The sequence below is a fragment of the Chondromyces apiculatus DSM 436 genome (assembly GCF_000601485.1).
In the GTDB taxonomy this organism is placed as follows: domain Bacteria; phylum Myxococcota_A; class Polyangia; order Polyangiales; family Polyangiaceae; genus Chondromyces; species Chondromyces apiculatus.
Map to the genome: position 1 here is coordinate 1 of NZ_ASRX01000018.1, position 17,647 is coordinate 17,647.

The 17,647-nt window shown below is 63.8% G+C and carries 22 protein-coding genes and 1 other RNA gene; 10 read left to right on the forward strand and 13 right to left on the reverse strand.

Features of this window, described 5'->3' with window-relative positions; translation table 11 throughout:
* Positions 1-27: 27 nt before the first annotated feature.
* The 9 genes from CAP_RS50310 to CAP_RS44445 all read right to left on the reverse strand — a co-directional run bounded on the left by CAP_RS50310 (position 28) and on the right by CAP_RS44445 (position 6,866).
* Positions 28-570: a hypothetical protein gene (locus CAP_RS50310; RefSeq protein ID WP_156040751.1), complete on the reverse strand. Its 543-nt coding sequence runs from the start codon at positions 568-570 to the stop codon at positions 28-30.
* Positions 571-1,292: 722 nt separating this feature from the next.
* Complete coding sequence (locus CAP_RS13280) at positions 1,293-1,535, reverse strand: hypothetical protein (protein ID WP_044240643.1); 243 nt, start codon at positions 1,533-1,535, stop codon at positions 1,293-1,295.
* Between the two features lie 829 nt (positions 1,536-2,364).
* Positions 2,365-3,429, reverse strand: coding sequence for an AAA family ATPase (locus tag CAP_RS13285; RefSeq protein WP_044240645.1), 1,065 nt, complete (start codon positions 3,427-3,429; stop codon positions 2,365-2,367).
* Positions 3,426-3,632, reverse strand: a complete 207-nt coding sequence (locus CAP_RS52260) for a helix-turn-helix domain-containing protein (protein WP_197041161.1) — start codon at positions 3,630-3,632, stop codon at positions 3,426-3,428. Before CAP_RS52260 ends, CAP_RS13285 begins: the two co-directional genes overlap by 4 nt.
* Positions 3,629-3,958, reverse strand: a complete 330-nt coding sequence (locus CAP_RS55705) for a helix-turn-helix domain-containing protein (RefSeq protein WP_156040752.1) — start codon at positions 3,956-3,958, stop codon at positions 3,629-3,631. The genes CAP_RS52260 and CAP_RS55705 overlap by 4 nt, the downstream gene beginning before the upstream one ends.
* Complete coding sequence (locus tag CAP_RS13295; RefSeq protein WP_044240649.1) at positions 3,927-4,256, reverse strand: hypothetical protein; 330 nt, start codon at positions 4,254-4,256, stop codon at positions 3,927-3,929. The genes CAP_RS55705 and CAP_RS13295 overlap by 32 nt, the downstream gene beginning before the upstream one ends.
* The gene (locus tag CAP_RS47965) at positions 4,253-5,020 is read right to left on the reverse strand and encodes a dUTP diphosphatase (RefSeq protein ID WP_081864849.1); all 768 of its coding nucleotides are present in this window, start codon (positions 5,018-5,020) and stop codon (positions 4,253-4,255) included. Before CAP_RS47965 ends, CAP_RS13295 begins: the two co-directional genes overlap by 4 nt.
* A complete protein-coding gene (locus CAP_RS13305) occupies positions 5,017-6,138 on the reverse strand; it encodes an adenylosuccinate synthetase (protein ID WP_044240651.1) in 1,122 nt (373 codons plus the stop codon). Before CAP_RS13305 ends, CAP_RS47965 begins: the two co-directional genes overlap by 4 nt.
* 2 nt (positions 6,139-6,140) lie before the next feature.
* Positions 6,141-6,866, reverse strand: coding sequence for an HAD family hydrolase (locus tag CAP_RS44445; protein WP_052375034.1), 726 nt, complete (start codon positions 6,864-6,866; stop codon positions 6,141-6,143).
* A 372-nt stretch (positions 6,867-7,238) separates the two neighbouring features.
* On the opposite strand from CAP_RS44445, the gene CAP_RS13315 reads away from it, so the two are divergent.
* Entirely contained in the window at positions 7,239-7,673 is a 435-nt protein-coding gene (locus tag CAP_RS13315) for a helix-turn-helix domain-containing protein (RefSeq protein ID WP_231511437.1), read from the forward strand.
* Here the strand turns inward: CAP_RS13315 and CAP_RS13320 are convergent.
* On the reverse strand, positions 7,648-7,956 hold the full coding sequence (locus CAP_RS13320; RefSeq protein WP_044240656.1) for a hypothetical protein: 309 nt from the start codon (positions 7,954-7,956) through the stop codon (positions 7,648-7,650). The two genes, CAP_RS13315 and CAP_RS13320, sit on opposite strands and share 26 nt — an antisense overlap.
* Before the next feature lie 564 nt (positions 7,957-8,520).
* On the opposite strand from CAP_RS13320, the gene CAP_RS55710 reads away from it, so the two are divergent.
* The 9 genes from CAP_RS55710 (at position 8,521) to CAP_RS13355 (ending at position 14,341) form a co-directional block, all read left to right on the forward strand.
* Positions 8,521-8,685: a helix-turn-helix domain-containing protein gene (locus CAP_RS55710; protein WP_370865976.1), complete on the forward strand. Its 165-nt coding sequence runs from the start codon at positions 8,521-8,523 to the stop codon at positions 8,683-8,685.
* The gene (locus tag CAP_RS13325) at positions 8,682-9,752 is read left to right on the forward strand and encodes a tyrosine-type recombinase/integrase (RefSeq protein ID WP_052375037.1); all 1,071 of its coding nucleotides are present in this window, start codon (positions 8,682-8,684) and stop codon (positions 9,750-9,752) included. Before CAP_RS55710 ends, CAP_RS13325 begins: the two co-directional genes overlap by 4 nt.
* A gap of 226 nt (positions 9,753-9,978) precedes the next feature.
* Positions 9,979-10,284, forward strand: coding sequence for a hypothetical protein (locus CAP_RS50320; RefSeq protein WP_156040753.1), 306 nt, complete (start codon positions 9,979-9,981; stop codon positions 10,282-10,284).
* A 251-nt stretch (positions 10,285-10,535) separates the two neighbouring features.
* On the forward strand, positions 10,536-11,465 hold the full coding sequence (locus CAP_RS13335; protein ID WP_156040754.1) for a hypothetical protein: 930 nt from the start codon (positions 10,536-10,538) through the stop codon (positions 11,463-11,465).
* A gap of 122 nt (positions 11,466-11,587) precedes the next feature.
* Positions 11,588-12,082, forward strand: a complete 495-nt coding sequence (locus CAP_RS50325) for a DUF6573 family protein (RefSeq protein ID WP_156040755.1) — start codon at positions 11,588-11,590, stop codon at positions 12,080-12,082.
* Positions 12,083-12,239: 157 nt separating this feature from the next.
* Entirely contained in the window at positions 12,240-12,623 is a 384-nt protein-coding gene (locus CAP_RS13345; RefSeq protein WP_044240662.1) for a DUF6573 family protein, read from the forward strand.
* 2 nt (positions 12,624-12,625) lie between these two features.
* Complete coding sequence (locus CAP_RS50330; protein ID WP_156040756.1) at positions 12,626-13,009, forward strand: DUF6573 family protein; 384 nt, start codon at positions 12,626-12,628, stop codon at positions 13,007-13,009.
* Between the two features lie 253 nt (positions 13,010-13,262).
* Complete coding sequence (locus tag CAP_RS13350; RefSeq protein ID WP_044240664.1) at positions 13,263-13,805, forward strand: RNA polymerase sigma factor; 543 nt, start codon at positions 13,263-13,265, stop codon at positions 13,803-13,805.
* On the forward strand, positions 13,802-14,341 hold the full coding sequence (locus tag CAP_RS13355) for an RNA polymerase sigma factor (RefSeq protein WP_052375042.1): 540 nt from the start codon (positions 13,802-13,804) through the stop codon (positions 14,339-14,341). Before CAP_RS13350 ends, CAP_RS13355 begins: the two co-directional genes overlap by 4 nt.
* Positions 14,342-14,447: 106 nt before the next feature.
* On the opposite strand, the gene CAP_RS44450 is transcribed toward CAP_RS13355, so the two are convergent.
* From CAP_RS44450 to ssrA, 3 genes are all read right to left on the reverse strand, one after another.
* Positions 14,448-15,320 (reverse strand): DUF6573 family protein, encoded by an 873-nt coding sequence (locus tag CAP_RS44450; RefSeq protein ID WP_156040757.1) that lies wholly within the window; start codon positions 15,318-15,320, stop codon positions 14,448-14,450.
* Positions 15,321-15,346: 26 nt separating this feature from the next.
* On the reverse strand, positions 15,347-16,687 hold the full coding sequence (locus CAP_RS47975) for a toll/interleukin-1 receptor domain-containing protein (RefSeq protein WP_081864851.1): 1,341 nt from the start codon (positions 16,685-16,687) through the stop codon (positions 15,347-15,349).
* 490 nt (positions 16,688-17,177) lie between these two features.
* Positions 17,178-17,523, reverse strand: a transfer-messenger RNA (tmRNA) gene (gene ssrA, locus CAP_RS47045).
* Between the last annotated feature and the right edge of the window lie 124 nt (positions 17,524-17,647).

The window sequence follows — 17,647 nt, forward strand, 5'->3', positions numbered from 1 at the left end:
CGCCTGGATTGGGCGCCCAAGTCGAGACTAGAAAGTCAAAACTACTTTCTTGGACGCATTAGTCATAGATTCGAGGACAATCGTGTCCCAATTGTAGCGAAATATTTCAATCTTGATCCTCCCGCCAATAATAGCATCATGGAGATAGTAAAATTCAATGGAGTCGCCCGTCAGCAGCCCCTCAACACTACCGTAGAATGTAAATTCACCCTGAATTGGACCAAGTGGCCGGACCTCAGTCCGGGCTTTACCCATGTAGCGAAACGGATCAGCCAACGCACATCGAAACGTTGTTATTTGTATCGAATCATTGATTTTCACTTCAGTCGAGCGCATGGCAAGGCTTCGATACGCAGAAGGACCAGGGAGATTTTCCTTTCGATAAAAATCAAAGTTGCAAGAGGCAATGGGACTAATTGTAATCCGCACTTCTCGCCAGGGGTCGTTAGCTTGAGCAGTATCTTTTTTTGCGAGTTCTTCGCCATCGCGAGACTGGCTTCCTCCATCGGAAACAACACCGTCTTCTTGTGCAATCTCATTGGTGGTCTGCGTCTTCCCTGTGCTTGTCATATCAGCTCTCCATAGCTGACATTACCCTGCGCTGGTTCTGAAACAAGCCAAATCCGAAGAACACCGCTACGGCCAGTGAACCCCGGTCGGCGGAACTGCTGAGTCCAGCGTCGTTCAGCCCGATGCGACTCATAGAGTTCGGAAGCTATCTGGCCATCTAGACAAGCCCCATGAAGTTGCCGGCCTCGACTCGACCGACGCTGGAGCGATTCGACGCCAAGCCGAGCAAGGCTGGACGACGGTGGAATCTACCAGCAACCTGTCGTCCCGGACCAAAGCACGCCCTTCGGCATCGCCTCCGCAGCTCCCTATGCACGTTCGTGACACCATGTCAGGTGTAATAGAGTGACTTGCAAGCGGCCGTTTTCGCAAGTTGGGACGGTGTTTGCCGCCTTCCTTGAATCGCAGCACGTACTACATGTGTGATTGTTTTCGGTCCCTCTGTGCGTGCCTCGTCGCACGAGCGGCAGCCCAGTGTTTCGGATCTCCCCAACTGTTCTCGCGGCCTCTCGTGACGCGGGGAGGCATCACCGTGGGGCTGCGGGGATGAGGGCCGCCATGGGGATAGCCCGGCAGCGCCCGGGCCCCAAGACGGGGTTTCCAGCCCCTCCCGTTAAGATGTCAGTGACATAGAGGTGCTCGCGTCCGCCATCGCGTCCTCCCAACGGCGCAAGGCCCAACCCCTTACGAGGATGCGGGGCGAGGCCGCCTCTCGCCGCTCGTCAAGGTTGCGCGAGGGCGGTGTGCAGCTCGGCGCGGAAGTCGAAGCCGAACCGCTGTTGCACCGCGTCCAGGGTCACCTCGAATTTTCCGCTCGTGAGGATGTGCTGAAGCGAGATGTTCAGCGCGTCATCCCACGGCAGGTCAGGATAGAAGTCGTACAGGAATGACTCGAAATCCGAGTAGCACGGCGGGAGGCCCTCCCGCGTGTAGCGCTGCACCGACTGCATCACATTGTCAGCCATCTCGATAGCTCGCTCTCGACTGGTCATCGTCGAACCTCCATCCACCAAAGCTGCATGCGACGTACCAAATCCAGCAATCACTGATAACCGGTAGCGAAGCCTGCCGCGAAACAGGGAATCATGGCGGCCGTGTCGGCGAGGCAGTACTGAGACGCCATAAGGAGGGAAAGGGTCCAGGGAACCGGTTCGAACCAGTACGAAGCTGGTTCTTGCTCGGTTCCTGCAGTTCCCCGCGCTCCCGCGCGCTGGTTCGGCGGTCCCCCCTAAAGGGGGGAGGACCGCCTGAGAACCAGCGCGGCAAGGGGTGCACTGGGAAGGCCACGGCAACGCCACGACGGAGCGCCGGAAGCTCAAGCCTTGTAGGCGCACACACCGACGCGCACAACCCGCCGAGAAGGCCGTTACCAGCGCCCGCGACGCCGGGGAGCACCCTAGGACGTAGGGCACCACCAAAAACCCCGAGAAGGCCCTCCAGCGCGGCGGCAAGGGGCTCTCCTGGGAGGCCCCTCCACCACACAGAACGAAGCACCACCAAGAGAGGATATGCCACAGGGCACGCTTCGGCAGAGGGGACCACATCCTTGGCAGCACGCAGCACGAGCACCGCGCGGCCATCCATCGCATCCGACAGCTCCATACCGAACAGGGATGAAGGCCGCGCAGCGCCGCCCACAGCACCGACACACCGAGAGCGGCAGCGGGGCCGCCAGCAGCCCGAAGCGCGGAAATGTATAAGCAATTTTGCATTCTCGCGAACAGCGCGAATCATTGCTCGCGAATCGCGATTCGCATTTGGCGCCTTCGGCCCGAGAGATTGCCGCGCAGAAGCCTAACCGCGCCCTACACGGAATGCGCCGTTCGCCTCGACAAGGCGCCGTTCGTCGAGCAGTTCCTGGATAGCACTGAGCTTCATGGAGCGGGTCCCGGGCACGCGCTCGCAGATGCTATTCTTGCTAGGCAATTTTCCGTGCGTACGGACGACATCGAGGATTTCTACCTTCAGCGCCTCGAATCGGTCCGCGGCTGCAGCGGGGCCAGAGGCAGCCTGCTCCGCAGGCTTGAAGACCACGCGCACGCCAGCACGCGGATCCTGGTCGGTGGCGACGTCCTCGATCTCCAAGTGAAAGTCATCGAGGGCGCCTCCCTCCGACTCCGCGGCCCCCTTCTCGTGCCGTACGAGCTTGGGCTTGCCTTTCTCACCGCTCATCACGAGGACCGAGCCGCAAGCATCGAAGATCGCGCTTGAGCCGCGCGGGATCATGCGTGCATCGCTGTGGTTGTCCTTCGGCTTCCCCGAGTGGTGGATGATGAGGAAGCTAGTTCCCGTCCTGTCAGAGACACGACTGAGGGTGTCGATGCAGTGGCGGATCTTGGAGTCGTTCTCGTCAACGCCTGGAGTTGCGCCCTTGAGGGCGTCGATGATCACCAGGTCGACGCCTTCGCAGGTCTTGGCGTAGGCATCCTCGGCATCGGCAAGGTTGAGGTAGACCGAGGGGAAGATGGACACCGCGAGGCGCCCTTGCAGGTCGTCTGGCGTGAGATCCATACCCACCGCGAGGCGCTGGTAGCGCTTGAGGGTCGCGTGGCGCCCCTGCTCGTGGTCGACGTGCCGGACGGTGAGGGCCGCCGGGCAATCGAACGCCCCCCAGACACGACGCCGCGCACAGGCGGCGAGGGCAAGGGACTGGGCGGCGAGGGTCTTACCCGTGGAGCCGTAGGCGGCGAGCATGGCAGGCCGACCCTGGCAGAGTTGCAGGGCGGGGACGAGCCATCGCGTCGGCGGCAGGTGCATGAAGATGTCACGGGTCGGGATCCAGTGGAACGGGGCCGGTGAGGTGTTCCCCTGGAGCGCCGCGCGCTCCTCGGCGATGTAGGTTCGTTCGCTGACGATCATGACTCCTCCGCCGTGCGATCCCACGCATCCATGGGGATGTCGTAGAGGGTGAACAGCGTCTGTCTGCTCTCGTAGTTGGGTCTGCGCTTGCCCGAGATCCAGGAGCTGATGGTTGCCTGACCGACGCCGCACTTGCGGGCGAGACGCACCTCCGAGAACTTGTGGGCAAGCCGGAGCAGGAGCACTTGACCTTGACTCCTCATGCCGCGCTCCGCGTTTTGGCGACTGCGCCCTCTGCGCCCTCTGCGCCCTCTGTGTGCTGTGACCCCTGCACACCTTGCGTGCCTTGCGCCGGCCTGTCCCACGCCTCCATGCCAATGTTGAAGCGCGCCAGGAGCGTCTTGCGGTTCTGGTAGTTGGGCCTCCGTCTGCCGTGGATCCATCGGCTCACAACGGGCTGACTGACCCGGCACAGCCGGGCGATCTGGGAAACAGTGAGCTTGAGCGCGAGCTGTCCGAGGATGATCTGACCTTCGGTATTCATAGGACTCGGGGAACTAGTGGGGGTCGTGGGTGATGGTGACGGCATGTGTCGAGCGAAGTGATGGATGCGAGCGCAGCCCCTCCCCTCCCCTCACAGGTGCGGAGATGCGCGAGGGGCTCACCGACGCCTCGGGGCCGTGGTCGAGGAACTGACCGATCCGATCGATGGCGAGATCGCACTGGTGCGCCGCGTACTCGGCAGCCGTCTCGATGCCCTCGGGGAGCGGCCGAAGCCGCTCCTCATAGGCAAGCCGCCGGGTGATGTAGACCGCGATGGACAGCGCGCGATCGGAGAGCATCTCACCGAGCTGGCCCAGTTCGGCAAGCGCGATGCCTCGGTTCATGACGCGAGGTTCCCCCGGTGAGCGGTTGAGCTGCCCGCGGTCTCGCCCGTGGAGCCAAACCCCTTACTACCGCGGCCGGTGTCGGGGAGCTGCTCCACGTATGCAAGGCGCGGCGTGATGACGGGGCAGAAGATGAGTTGAGCGATCCGCTCACCGGCCTTGATGGTGAGCTGCTGACCGGAGAGGTTGAAGCACGCGACGAACAGCTCGCCGGTGTAGCCGTTGTCGATGACTCCCTCTGCGACTACGACTCCGCGCATGGTGGTGCTGGAGCGGCCCACGATGCGGGTCCAGAGGCCCTCAGGCGCCTTGATGCGGATGCCGGTCGGCACGTACATGGGAGGCCCGAGGCGCGCGGGGAGCGTGACATCCTCGGCGGCGCGAAGATCGTACCCCACATCACCCTCGACCTGCGGAGCGGCGAGGCTGCTTTCGAGCCGCTCATGGACCTGCAGGGCATGGAGCAGATCGGGGCAGTCGACATCCCGCGTGTAGCCAGGCCAATTCCCCTGCCGCAGGAGCAGGAGGATCGCGGCGTAGTTCATGAGGTCGAGGAGAGCATCGTCGACCGCCTCACCGGGGATGTGCTGGTGACGGAGCCGGGCAAACTTGTCCGTCATGCGGAGCATGACGCCCTGCTCGCCGGCCTCGGTGATGTTGGCGCAGCCGTACGCCGCGCTCTTGGCGTGGAAGATCTCCGCGGCGCGGTGCTGCACTGCCGCAAATTTCGTGAAAAGCTCCTGATGGGCCGTCGTTGCATTCATGAGAGGTGTCTTCTCCAGGGGATGATCACGTCGTCGTGGTCCGGCCCAGTGCCGATCGCGGCAACGGAGACGCCGGACAAGCGCTCAAGCAAGCGAACAAAGTCCCGAACACGTTCGGGCAAGTCATCGATGCGCACCTCGCCGCGCTGCTGGTAGACGCTCCAGTCGAGGTACTGCGCGAAGTTGAGTAGGATCTTGGTGGCACCGTTGGCGCGACAGGCATCCACGAAGCCCATGCGGCTGAAGGTGCAGACCCGCCGAAGCCGCCGCGTCACCGTGGTGAGTTCGGTTTGGCGGAGAGCGCGGATCTCCTCCTCGGGCATGCCGGCGAGCTGGCCGATGGTCTCCCAGGTGGTCTCCCGCGCGTCCGGGTAGAAGTGCCCCGAGAAGCCGATGACCTCGCCGTCCTTCTCGATGTTGCCCACCCGGATCGGGTAGGGCCGGACGTTGAGGTAGACCTCGCCGAGAAGCCAGGGGCTCACGCCGAGGTCATCGAGGGCGCGCGCCGTGGTGCAGTTCCGGCTGGTGCAGTGGGGGAACTGCGAGCCGTGGTCGATGCTCAGCGCGTAGCCCTGCGAAACCTCGTGCAGGGCAGCCTCGCCCCGCTCAAGGCTCTGGAGGAGCGCCGCCCTGCACTCGGTCGTGCTGGCGACGTGGGCCCGCCCGAGCTCGTGCCAGTGGGCGGCGGCGATGACGCCAGGCTCTCTGAGGATCTTCTCGATCGCCGCGGCGGCGGAGCCCTGCTGGGTCGAGGCGATGGCGGTAAGGCCCCGGTGCTGCTGCTCCTGCTCGCGGTGCCGCGGCTGCAGCACCACGGCACGCTCGTGGATGAGCACCTCGGCGCGCGTCCAGGTGCTCTCGGTCCGGAGCTGCTCGGGGTCAAATACGCTTGCCCCCGTGATGAAGGCAGTCTTCACCGATGGCGAAAGCGAGGCGCTCGGCAGGCACTTGAACACCCGTCGCTCGCCCTGCCACACGACCGAGTGCCCCGCGTTCGGCGCGTTGCTCGCTGAGGCGAACGAGACGCCGTGGCGCTCGGCGAGCCACAGAGAAAACTTCCCCTTCCCGGAGCTGCCCCATTGGGCGTCCAGGAGGACATTCAATTTGCTGTGGTGCATGACTAGGCCGGCTCCTGCATCTGGTCGTGGCACAGCACGCACTCGTCCTCGGGCCCGCAGAGACACAGCACGGCGCCCGTCGGGATCCGGCGAGGCGCCGTTGGGGACAGGAGGCGAGCCTGGGAGGAACGGCAGCGCAGGAACTCCCCTTCCGGCCGCCTCCAAGTGTGCCCGAAGCTCTCAGTGATCCCGTTGATGTTCGCCGCCGCGGGGAAGATGTCCGGGGCCTTCAGGGCTACGAATCCCGCGCGCTCGGCGGCGAGGAGCATCCGCGGGTCATCGTCGATCCAGACCCCTCCACGGTCACAGCCTCCGTAGGTCCGGATCATGTCGAGCTTCACGTCAACCGAGGGCCGCAGGTCCGACCGCCGCCGCATGAGCAGGAAGGGCCGGAAGCTCGGATAGTGACGTTCGAGCCAGCGTGAAGTGGTCCCCCAGAGGGTGTTCCAGCGCGCGGTCACCATGAGCAGCCGCGGCTCCCCTGGTGAGGCAAGCAGGCTTGCCAATAGGCCCGACGCGCCCGGGATCGGCTCATCGAGCGCGACCAGCGCCGGATCCATGTACTGCTCGATCTGCTCCTGCCCGATGCCTGCGAGACAGGAGGTGTTCGAGCGAGGCCGCAGATGGCGACGGGCGACATCGGAGGCCAAGGTGCCGTCGATGTCGCAGACGAGCGCGGCGCCGCGGCGCTCGAGGGCGCGCGAGGCTCGGTCGAGAGCAAGGCTCATGACGCCTTCTCCGAGGAAGAGGAGCCGTGGCTTTGGAGGCCCGGGTTGTTGCCGAGGGCAGCGGCCAAGTCCTTCTGGGCCACAGCCCAGAGGCGGCAAGCGCCCCCGGCCAGAGCGTGGCCGAGGAGCATCGTAATCATGCCGCAAGGTCTAGGCAGCGCACCTAAATCTGTCAATTGGAAATTTGTCAGACTGCCAAGTCAGACACCGCGACGGACGGCCAGTAGGTAGCTGCACCTTGTGCAAGCGGCAGACCACGACTAGGCTCTCCCTCGCCGCCGCACCACGGTGAGCCCAACTACGATGGCAAAGCACACACAAGGCGAAGGGGGCCAACTCTCGCCGCAGCCCCTCGACACGCTGGCGACCCGAATGGACCACGCCTTGGGGCTGCGGGGCATGACGCGCCTGGCGCTTGAGGAGGAGGCGCGACTCGCCCGCGGCTACGCCTCCCGCATCCTCAAGGGTGAACGCCTCAAGCTATCGCCGGAGCTGCTCCGGAGGATCGCCGACGCGCTGCAGGTCAGTTACGAGTGGCTGGCCACGGGGCGGGGGAGCCTCGATGACCTCTCCTCCCCTCCCCCGGCCTCAGCGTCAGGGGCAAGGATGCAGCGAAGCCGCGCTTTCGCCCTAGAGGCTGCCCTCGCCTACCACCAGAACAAGTGGTCGGCGCCTACGGTCGCCGCGGCGCGGGCCATGGCCTCTCAGCCGGAGGGTGAGGAGTTGCAGCCGCCTGAATGGACCGAGACGCTCGACGCCATCGAGGCGGCCCTGGGTAAGATCAAGCTGAAGCGACGGGCGGGGTAGGAGGCCGGCTCTCCCGCCTCCGAGAGAGTTCAGCGAGCACTCGCAGGCGTTGCTGGACCTGGTTGAGCAGTCCGCTGGCCCACAGCTCGCCACGACTGTTGCACAGCTCGTAGAGCAGTTCGAGCTCCCGCGCGCTCGCCTCGATGCCTCCGGCGATCGTTGGGTCCTCGCCGCCGGCGATGGCGAGCAAGAGCATCTCGTCGACGCTGGTCTGACTCAGGCTAAGCGGCGTGGCAGTACGGGGATCGACTGAAAACGACTTGAACTGATCGGGTTTACTCAAGGCGCACCTCCTGTGTGTGTTGGCGAGCCGGCGAGGAACCCTCGTCCTAACTCGCGTTGTTGGGAGAGCCGGGGACGGCAGGGCTGGAGCCCCGCCGCACAACCCGGGGAGAACCTCACACGGAACCACCATGTGTCACACGGTCTGCTTCCAGATGACATCTGACACTGGGTGCATGTCACGAAACCCGCGGATAATAAGACGCACTCCAGCCCTGTCGATAGAAAACTACGTCCGCGGGACGCCTTCTGTAGGCACGCTTGTAGGCCGACTATGACGCCGGACATGCGGCGCAGCCTCGCGACACTTACCCACATCTGTCAAATCTGACAGTTGACAGATTTAAAACCGGATGCTTACTTGCTGGACGACAGGGCGCGCCCCTCCGGCCACGCTCTCTGCCTGCCGCACGACCCTGCGGGCGGGAGGAGAGTCGTGTCTCTTGGGAGTTCGCGTCGATACGGAGTTCGTTCGAACGTGAGTAGAACTGCTCAACAGCCCGATTACGAGAGGCTTGGTACTGGGGCGGAGACGGAGCCGCCCGAATTCTGGACAGTGGAGGAGGTGCGGAGCTTCCTGCGCCTTGGCCGCAAGACCGTTTACGCCATGATCAAGGAAGGGAAGATTCCCGGGGTAAAGCGATTCGGACGGGCATTGCGCTTGCACAGAGCCACCGTGCGCCAATGGGCGATTGATGAGCGCCATACAAAGCGAGGCAGGCAAGCATGACGGTACGCAAGCGTGGTGGAACGTGGCAAATCGATGCTGTTGTATGGAGAGGTGGCGAGCGAGTAAGGATCCGCAAAAACGTCGACGTTAAGACGCGGAATGAGGCTCTCATTCTGGAGCAGCAAGAACGGGCGAAGGTCCAGCAACGCGCCAAGCAGGTCACCGGGCGTGCTCCGCTCTTCGGCGATTTTGGCAAGGAGTTTCTTGAGACCTACGCCTACACCAACAACAAGCCCTCGGAGGTCGAGACCAAAGAGGCGATCCTGAGGCTGCACCTCCGCCCCTTCTTCGGCGAGCTGCGCCTCGACGTCATCGGCCCGCAGCACATCGAGCGCTTCAAGGCCCAGCAACTCAGGGCCGAGCTATCGCCAAAGACGGTCAACAACCAGCTCACGGTACTGCGGAAAGTACTCGCCGTGGCGAAGGAATGGGGACAGCTCGTCGCCTTGCCCCCCCTTCGGCTTCTCAACGCACCCGAGCCGGAATTCGACTTTCTGACCTTCGACGAAGCAGAGCGCCTCGTGCAGGGCGCGGAGCCCGAATGGCGACCGATGGTCCTGCTCGCCCTGCGGTCAGGGCTCCGGCAAGGCGAGCTTCTCGCCCTCCGGTGGGACGACATCGATTTGGAATCCGGCCTGCTCAAGGTGCGGCGAGCTGCAGCGCGCGGGATCGTCGGGACTCCCAAGAATCACAAGAGCCGCGAAATCCCCCTTTCGGACGAGGCGCTTGCGACCCTACGCGACCTTCCATCGCGGGCCCATCGAGAGTTGGTCTTCCCCGCCGACAGCGGGCGCCTACTCACCCGCAACGAATGCAAGCACCCCCTTCGGCGGGCCTGCCTCAGGGCCGAGCTGCGCCGCATCGGCTGGCACGTCCTGCGGCACACGTTCGCCTCGCATCTCGTGATGCGAGGCGTAGCCCTCAAAGCGGTCCAGGAGCTTCTCGGACACGCCACCATTGAAATGACGATGAGGTATGCCCATCTGTCCCCAGACATTCGACGCGACGCCGTGCGGCTCCTCGACCGCCGCACAGGTGACACGCAACCCCAGCAACCGAGCCTCTGAGCGGCCGGAGAGGGGAGCACGCGATCCTGAGCTGCTCCTCGGGCTCGTCGTGGAGCTGCGGGACGCGCTCCTCGCTGTGCTCCGAGGCCTTGGGCTTGTGCTGGCAGCGAGGCGGCAAGCGTGGTTGAACGCCGCGCTCGCCACTCGCCCTCCGGCCGATGTGGACGCGGAGCGGGCTGTTCTCGCTGCCGCCCTCCGGCGGAACGCGCTTGAGCCTTGGGTTGGGGTGGAGGACTTCTGCGAGCCCCTCCACCGCTCCCTCGCCGCGGCCCTCGTGGCGGGGAGGGTGAGCGAGGAACTCGGCTACCCCGAGGTCGCGGGCTACCTCCGAGGTCTCCTCCGGAGCCACGCTCCCGACGCGGATCCCCTCCCCGCAACCCTGAGGGTTGCCACCCTCGGCAGGCAGCGCCGCGCCCTCCGGATTGTCGAGCGGGTGGCGAGCGACCTTCGCCAGGTCACCTGTGATCAGGCGCAGGTGATCGGGCAGCTTCGGCAGGTCATCGAGCGTCTGGAGGGTGGCGAGGTTGTATAGCGTGGTTTGCATAAAACGACTCTCTCGATTCGCATAATCGCAAATCCGCTTATGCATTCGTGAGCCGGTAGACGGGTGTTGAGGAACCTGCTCGGGGGCCGGCGCCGAGCCACATTGAAGCGTCGAGAGGCGTTTTTGTAGCGGCAAAGCATTTCCAGGGCGCCCTCACACGTGGAGCGCAATGGCCTGGGTTCCAAATCATTGGAGGCCTGGCACGTCGAGTGAAAGGACCAAGGACAAGGAGAATGAACGTGAACAATACATCGCTGACGGGACCGCAGATCAGGGTTATCGAAACCATCGAGAAGCACGGCCAGATCGAGGCCATGCACCTCAAGGCCTACGGGCTCGACCCCAGGGCCGCAAATAAGCTGGTTAACGCTCGGGTGCTCACCCTCACCAATGGGGTTTACCGCCTCCGCGACCAGCGGAAAGGCAACGCTGAGAGCGAGGAAGCTCCCACCACCAAGCGCAACGGCAGCCAGGCTGCAGGTGAGGAGCCGGCGGCGATGCCCGCGGCACCGACCAGCAAGCCAGCGTCGGTGACGGTGGTGCAGGCCAGTGACCCGGAACCGAAGGAGGAGATTGAGCAGGACCCCCCTACGCAGCCGGCTAGCGACGCCGCGCCGAAGGTGGGACCGGAGAGCGACGCCGCGCCCTCGGAGGAGCCGGAGAGCGACGCCGCGCCGGAGAGCGACGCCCCGCCAGTAGAGGGGGTGACGGAGCAGGCAGCACTGAGTGTGGAGCCCGCGAACGACGCAGCCCCCGCCGCGAAGCCCGCAGCCCCCGCGGCAGCGCTGGCCGGCGGGGCCAAGCCCAAGGCGACGGCAGAGACGAAGGCGGCGCAGCCGGCGCGGAAGGCAGCGAGCGCGCCTCCTGCGCGTGCGCAGGCAACGAAGGCCGGGGGGGCTAGGGCCGCGAACAAGGCCAAGGCCCCCAAGGCTCCGAAGCCGAAGCCCGTGGTCAACCCGGCTGGCAAGTGCCTGTGCGGCTGCGGCGGCGAGGTCGGCGACAGGCGGAGGTTCACCATCGGCCATGATGCCAAGCTCCACTCCCTCGTGCTCCGCGCCTTCCGCGGCGCCGTGGACAAGAGCGAGGTCCCCTCGACCGAGGCGACCCTCACCTACCTCCAGACCGCGCCCTGGATGACGGACGAGATCCGCGAGTTCCTCGGCATCTGAATCCCCTTCCCGAGCTGCCGCAATAGCTGCGGCTGCATGGCATATCGCTTGAAAGCGTGCCCTTGCCACCCCCGCACCTCCGCACAGCCGAAGGCCGGGGGTTTTGGCGTTGGAGGAATGACATGGATAATTTCTTCGGCAAGGTGAGCCCCTGCCAAGGCGTGAACGCAACAGAGGGCTATTGCACGCTGGCATCCCAGTGCCGCACGCAAGCGAGACGTCTTGGCGGGGCAGCGACGGGAGATTTTGTGAGGTGCTCCTATAAAAATTACCGCCTCCTGGCCATTGAGGATGGCGAGTTCGTGGACGTGACCGAGCGGGCCAAGAAGGCGGGCTTCAAGATCCCCGTCGTCCTCACACAGGACGCGTGGGAGCGCTGCGTCGAGATGACAGAGGTCGCCAGGATGGCGGGGCTCACCGAGAACAGCAGGCTCGCTAACCTGCTCTCCACGGCCTACACCGCCGCAGCTCAAGAGCCAGACGCGGAGGAGGTCAAAATGCGCCTCTACGTGGTGACGAATTCTCCGGACGTGGAGTTGATCACGCTGAAGATGCGGCGCGAGCCAGGAGATGAAGGCGACCCTGAGTTCACCATCATGCTCCCCGAGGAGGACTGAGCGTCAATGCTACCATCAAGTGCTCACGAGCAAAGGCGCTTCAATGGATGCCCCCTCCATAGACGCGCCTGCGTGGCATATCGCTTGTAAGCGTGCCCCGGCTACCCCCGCCCCTCCGCACATCCGGAGGCCGGGGTTTTGGCGTTGGAGGAATGCCATGCATGAAATCTTTGGCGAAGTGATTGATGCGTATACCCGAACCCAAGCCATCCAAGATGGCGTGCTCGTGGACGTGACCGAGCAGGCCAGAAAGGCGGGCTTCAAAATCCCCGTCGCCCTCACGGGCGGCGTGTGGGCCCGGTGCGTCGAGATGACCGAAGCCGCCGAGAAAGCGGGCAACAGTGAGGATAGCAGGCTCTCGGACTTGCTTTGGATGGCCAGGGCTGCCGCCGCCCAGAAGCCGGATGCTCGGGAGGTGGACGTGCGCCTCCACGTCGTGACGGACTCTCCAAAGGCGGCGCTGGTTGAGCTGACGATGCAGTGCGGGCCCGGGGACGACGGTGAGCCCGTCATCACCATCATGCTGCCCGGAGAGGATTGATCATGGGTGCTCCCACGATGTGCTTCCGTGCGGAGGCCCTGGCATCAGGGCAGCTCCTCGACGTGTCTGAGACTGCAAGAGCGGCACAGCTCAACCAGCCGACCGCAGTAACGCATGCCTTCTGGGCTCGTTTCACGGCCGCCCTCCCCTCAGGGCCGGCGCGAGAGACCCAACTGAAAGCCCGGTTGCTTGGCCTCCTTGTGTCTTGCCGCATGGCCCTTGAGGACAGACCCGAGGCGAAACAGATCGGCCTGATCTGTCTGATGGACAAGAAGCTGAAGCCAGGGGTGATGCCTGACCTTGATGGCGCACTCCACCTCAAGCTGGTGCGCGGGGAGGGAGACCAAGGCGAACCCGTGCTCACCATTGTGATGGATGAAGATTGACGCACCATTAAAATGGCACGCGCCTTGTAACGGGAAAAGCCACGATCCCGCACTGATTCGAGAGCCATTGTGCTCACGGGGCAGACGTGGGAATCGCAAAACAGTGCAGCCCGCGGGTGCTACCAACACCCCGGGCTGCGTGGCCGAACCCCGCTGTAACGAGGTACGACGTGCGCCTTGTATCGCTACGCCCCCGAAGGGGCCAAGGAACCGATCCGTCTTTCACCCTCCCCCCAAGCCGGAGGGATGAACATTGAGCGCCCGCGGTGATTTCGCCGCGGCCATCCCCTCCATCGCTGAGTTGCTCCGAGAGGTCCCCGCCATCCGGCGGGTCCTCTTCCGGTGCGGCATTCGCCCGGCAGACCGGGCGGACCTGATCCAGGAGGTGCTCCTCGGCGCCTGGGTCAGGATCGCGGAGGGAGAATTCCGACCAGATCCGCAAGCCGCCCCAGGCGTGGCCCTGCGGGGGTGGCTCTGCCGCATCGCCTACAACAAAGCTGACCACTGGCGAAAGAAGGCCTGGTCCCGACGGATCGCCTTGGTCGGCCTCGACCTTGCCGGCGCCTCGCCCGAGTACGCCACCCACCCCATCGCCTACCTGGAGGCGCGGGATGAGCTTGCCTCCGTCCGCCATCTATACTGCGAGGACCGGAAGGCACTCCTCGCCCGTGCCGCGGGCGCCACCTTCGAGGAGATCAGCGCCAGCCTCGGCATCCCCCTCGCGCTCGCCGTCCACTGGACCAACACGGGCCGCGAGAGGCTCGCCGAACTCCTCGGCCGGGAGGGGAAGCGATGACCCGCCCGCAGGGAGCACCGCACCACGTCAGCCTCGCCATGTTGGTTGCGGAAATGCCAGCCATCCGCGAGAAGCTGCCCTTCTACGGCGTCAGGACGCGCGAGGTCGACGACGCCGCACAGGAGATCCTCATCGCCGCATGGCGCGCCGTCCGCGAGGGGCGCTTCTACGTCGAGCCAGGGATCGGTTTGGCCGCCGCCGTCCGCAGGTGGATGTACGGCATCGCCTGGAGACAGGCCTCTCACTTCCGGGGCAGCGCCCACCAGCGGCGCGAGATCCCCTCCGGACTCGCCCTCGAATTTGTCGCCGATGATGGACGGGATGTGGACAGCCAGCTTGAGGCCCGCGAGGCCCTGCGCGCCGTCCTCGACCTGCCGCCCGTACCACGCGAGGTCATGCTCCTCACGGGCGCAGGGATGACCCGGGAAGAGACCGCCGCCGCCATGGGCAGCCCACAGGGCACCGTCGCCTCGCACCTCCGCCAGACACGCGCCAGGCTCGCCAAGAAGCTCAAGCTAGGCGAGCGCGCACGGTAGGATTGCGCGACTTCAGCTTGAAGTACACCGCCCCGGGAGCGTCCGACACCTCAAGCAGGTGACCTGGATGCTCCTGCGCACCGGAACCGCGCGCTGAAGCGCCGAATCACCCGCCCACCGCAACGGGCGTGCCGGTGCCAATGGATTCGCAATCCCCCTCCATCACCACTATCGTGAGCACCGGCTCTCCTCTATCCCCCTTCCCACGCACGACCTTGAGGTGCAAGTCCCCTTCAAGGGTCAGCACCTCCCCGGGCGCCAGATCTCGGTCTAGCAAGCACACAAACCCGATCTGCTCTGCATCGGGGTTATTGTCCATCACAATGCGGCAGCACTCGAGGATCGAGAGTTCCCGCGTTTCCGGAGTGCCCCGCATCGACTCCGAGCGAAGCGGGGCTGTGATGTAACCCCACACCGCGCGTGTCACCGCCGTCGGAACAGAAATCCCCGCGCTCTGCGCCGTCTCGCTCACATCCACAAGCTGTCCCGACGAGAGGGCCTCTGCACGCGAGCACGTCACGTAGCTGTCCACGCTCTCCCCACCCTCCGGCAGCATAATAGTGACCACCGGCTCCTGGTCGTCCCCGAGCCCGCACCGCATCATCAGCTTGACGTACACCGCTGTAGGAAAGTCCGTCGGCTCAAGCAAGTAAACCGAATGCTGCTGCTCACCAGGGCTGCTTTCTACACAGAAATAAGAGCCCCGGAGCAGGTCCGAGAGGCGGTCCTCTTCCGTGTGGCCAACCATCTCAAGCTCCTCCGTCACCGCCACGCAGCGGGCCCACGCCCCAGCGGTGAGAGCGACTGGCACCTTGAACCCTTCCTTCTTCGCCTGCTCGGTCACATCAATGAGCACACCATCCTTGATCGCCTGCGCCCGGCTGTAGGTCCCCCCATCACCACAACCACCCGCCTCGACCGTCTCGACTGCCTTGAGCTGGGAACCCGTGAATTTGGTTAGTAGCGACCGGATAGCCAAGCAAAGCGAAGGGCCTTACCTACGAGCTAATCTATCTCTACTCTGGAGACCCGACCATCAAGCTTACGCTTCCGCATGTACCGGATCTGCACGTAGTCGTCGTTGACATCTCTCTCGAATGTCTCAACCGTATACCGGGGATGAGATCTCTTGACCGTGATCACAATCCAATCTTCACCACGATCGCCAGCAGGACTGTCGAATAGAGTGATCACTGCTCCGGGACGGACGTTGTGCAGTACGCAAGAGCGTGCCTGATCGTTGGCCAGAGAATCGGTCGCTGTCTGCAGATTAATCCTCTGACCAGGATAATCGAAAACGTCTCCCAAGCTCCTACCGGAAGCACGACCGGCATCATAGAAAGCGATGGCGTTCGTCTTGACGAGAGGGTCCTCCATGTCATCGGGAAACAAAGCTGAAGCATCGGACTCGCCAGCTTGGAACTCCTCCGCAGCAGTCGTGGGTTGATCGTGTTTGGCCTGTTCCTCTTTTGCCTCCTGCATAAGCGCCTCAAGAAGGCGCTCTGCCTCAGTCTGCGCGGAAGTACCTTGCCTCCGGCTCTCTTGGCCGTTGGCACCTTTGGTCTTGGCATCGTTAGCGCCTGAACCCACTATGGTGATTAACCCAACCCACGCGACCAGTGAGGCAGCTACGAGGGGCCAATACTTCTTGGCAGTAACCTTAAGCGAGCGGCCGGGAACCGAACGAGTCAATTCATGATGACTCGGGCTTGCATGATGGTAACTGGCTGGCAGCGATCGGACCGGAAGAGCGTTGCTAAAGGTGTAGGTGGGAGAGGGCGGAGCGTGAGCCACTGCCGGAGATGCGTGGGGCCGATAAGCAGTGGGATCGTCCGCTGCCACCGACATAGACACGGTCCCCTCAGACGATTGGGCTGACGGCAGTTCGGCCCCCCGCTTGAGGTTGTGAACTACATCGCGGATGCCCTGCACTACTTCCGTCCACCCCTCTTGGGGTAGTCCACGCTGACTAACAATGGGTCGGCCACCGCGAGGCAAATGGGATAGCTTCCCCAAAGGTGCATCCCGCCAGTCACATGTCTCAACAATGATGGGTATAACAATCGCCCTACCATTATCGTGACGCGCAACTGCTTGCTCCATCTCTGGCCAGCATGCATGCATGTAGCTGGCCGTGACGAGCAATAGCAGTATCTGCGCTTCAGCCATGTGAAGCGCTTTCTCGGCTTGATAATCGTGCCCTGCCCCTATCAGCCTGGCATGCCAGACGTGGATCTCGCCTCGTTCCTTAAGCACCTTGAGGTGCTTCTCCAAGTCTGCGAGTTGGTCTTCATCTTCATCTGCGTAAGAGATAAAGACCTTGATAGAAGCCGGCACTGTGGCCACGTATGAAAGTTACCATGACCTTCAACGTGTCGGAAGACAAACGCCCCGCGTACCTTGTGCCGGCAGAACAGCGCACTGGTTGATGAATCCCGAGCAGAACCACGCGCCATCGGTCTGCCCATGCGCCCAGAGAGCCCCTAGCCACCCCCCGGGAGCTACCCCCGAGTGAATGTCGCGCCGCGCAGCCGTCCCGTGTCCCCTGACGCCCATCTCACGCGCCAGCATGCCGGCGAGCTATCTCATCAAGAGATCCAGGTCCAGCGAACCTCAGCCCCACGGCTTGCCATGAGCGCGCACGCCCCCCCCGAGGCTCACCCAAGCATGACCCATCGCCAAAGATGACGAACGTCCTGACTAGCTCAGGTACTCGCCTCAAGGCCGACGACCGGTTGCTCCTCGCACAGACGAAGCGGGAGAAGTGATCCGTAACCCGGATCACCTTGTCGGGTCACAAACAGGGCACAAGCGATACAAAAACACCGAGAAAAACAGGTGGAGGCGCCGGGAATCGAACCCGGGTCCGCAAGGCATCCAGCCTACCTTCGTTCACGTGCGTAGTCGTCAATAACGCCGACGACCGCGTTCGTAGATTCGGCCACGACCTATCCCTCACTAATCTCGGTCACGCTATCGAGGGCTCCCTCGCGCGACCCAGCCCTCGTAGTTCACACCCTCGGGGTACCAGGACGATCTTCCCTCTGGATGTCTCACAGTTTCTTAGGCTGCGAGAGCGTAGGCGTTGTCGTTCGCACTTATAACGTCCCGCTTGATAGGCGGAGCAGGAGCCGCCGCACGCAGATAAACCTTCAGTCCCCACGTCGAAGCCGATCGCCCCCGTGGTATCGCCCGTCATCGGGGCGACAGGTTCAATCTAGTCTCAGGTGTAAGTCTGTCAATGTTGTGCAAGCCTTGGACCCCGGCAGGCTCAAGAAAGGCTGCCTGAGCACCACGTTCTGCTGG

Excerpts from the sequence above, each read along its gene's own strand:
- CAP_RS50310 (WP_156040751.1), bottom strand. The coding sequence starts at position 570 with ATGACAAGCACAGGGAAGACGCAGACCACCAATGAGATTGCACAAGAA.
- CAP_RS13280 (WP_044240643.1), bottom strand. The coding sequence starts at position 1,535 with ATGGCTGACAATGTGATGCAGTCGGTGCAGCGCTACACGCGGGAGGGC.
- CAP_RS13285 (WP_044240645.1), bottom strand. The coding sequence starts at position 3,429 with ATGATCGTCAGCGAACGAACCTACATCGCCGAGGAGCGCGCGGCGCTC.
- CAP_RS52260 (WP_197041161.1), bottom strand. The coding sequence starts at position 3,632 with ATGAGGAGTCAAGGTCAAGTGCTCCTGCTCCGGCTTGCCCACAAGTTC.
- CAP_RS55705 (WP_156040752.1), bottom strand. The coding sequence starts at position 3,958 with ATGCCGTCACCATCACCCACGACCCCCACTAGTTCCCCGAGTCCTATG.
- CAP_RS13295 (WP_044240649.1), bottom strand. The coding sequence starts at position 4,256 with ATGAACCGAGGCATCGCGCTTGCCGAACTGGGCCAGCTCGGTGAGATG.
- CAP_RS47965 (WP_081864849.1), bottom strand. The coding sequence starts at position 5,020 with ATGAATGCAACGACGGCCCATCAGGAGCTTTTCACGAAATTTGCGGCA.
- CAP_RS13305 (WP_044240651.1), bottom strand. The coding sequence starts at position 6,138 with ATGCACCACAGCAAATTGAATGTCCTCCTGGACGCCCAATGGGGCAGC.
- CAP_RS44445 (WP_052375034.1), bottom strand. The coding sequence starts at position 6,866 with ATGAGCCTTGCTCTCGACCGAGCCTCGCGCGCCCTCGAGCGCCGCGGC.
- CAP_RS13315 (WP_231511437.1), top strand. The coding sequence starts at position 7,239 with ATGGACCACGCCTTGGGGCTGCGGGGCATGACGCGCCTGGCGCTTGAG.
- CAP_RS13325 (WP_052375037.1), top strand. The coding sequence starts at position 8,682 with ATGACGGTACGCAAGCGTGGTGGAACGTGGCAAATCGATGCTGTTGTA.
- CAP_RS50325 (WP_156040755.1), top strand. The coding sequence starts at position 11,588 with ATGGATAATTTCTTCGGCAAGGTGAGCCCCTGCCAAGGCGTGAACGCA.
- CAP_RS13345 (WP_044240662.1), top strand. The coding sequence starts at position 12,240 with ATGCATGAAATCTTTGGCGAAGTGATTGATGCGTATACCCGAACCCAA.
- CAP_RS50330 (WP_156040756.1), top strand. The coding sequence starts at position 12,626 with ATGGGTGCTCCCACGATGTGCTTCCGTGCGGAGGCCCTGGCATCAGGG.
- CAP_RS13355 (WP_052375042.1), top strand. The coding sequence starts at position 13,802 with ATGACCCGCCCGCAGGGAGCACCGCACCACGTCAGCCTCGCCATGTTG.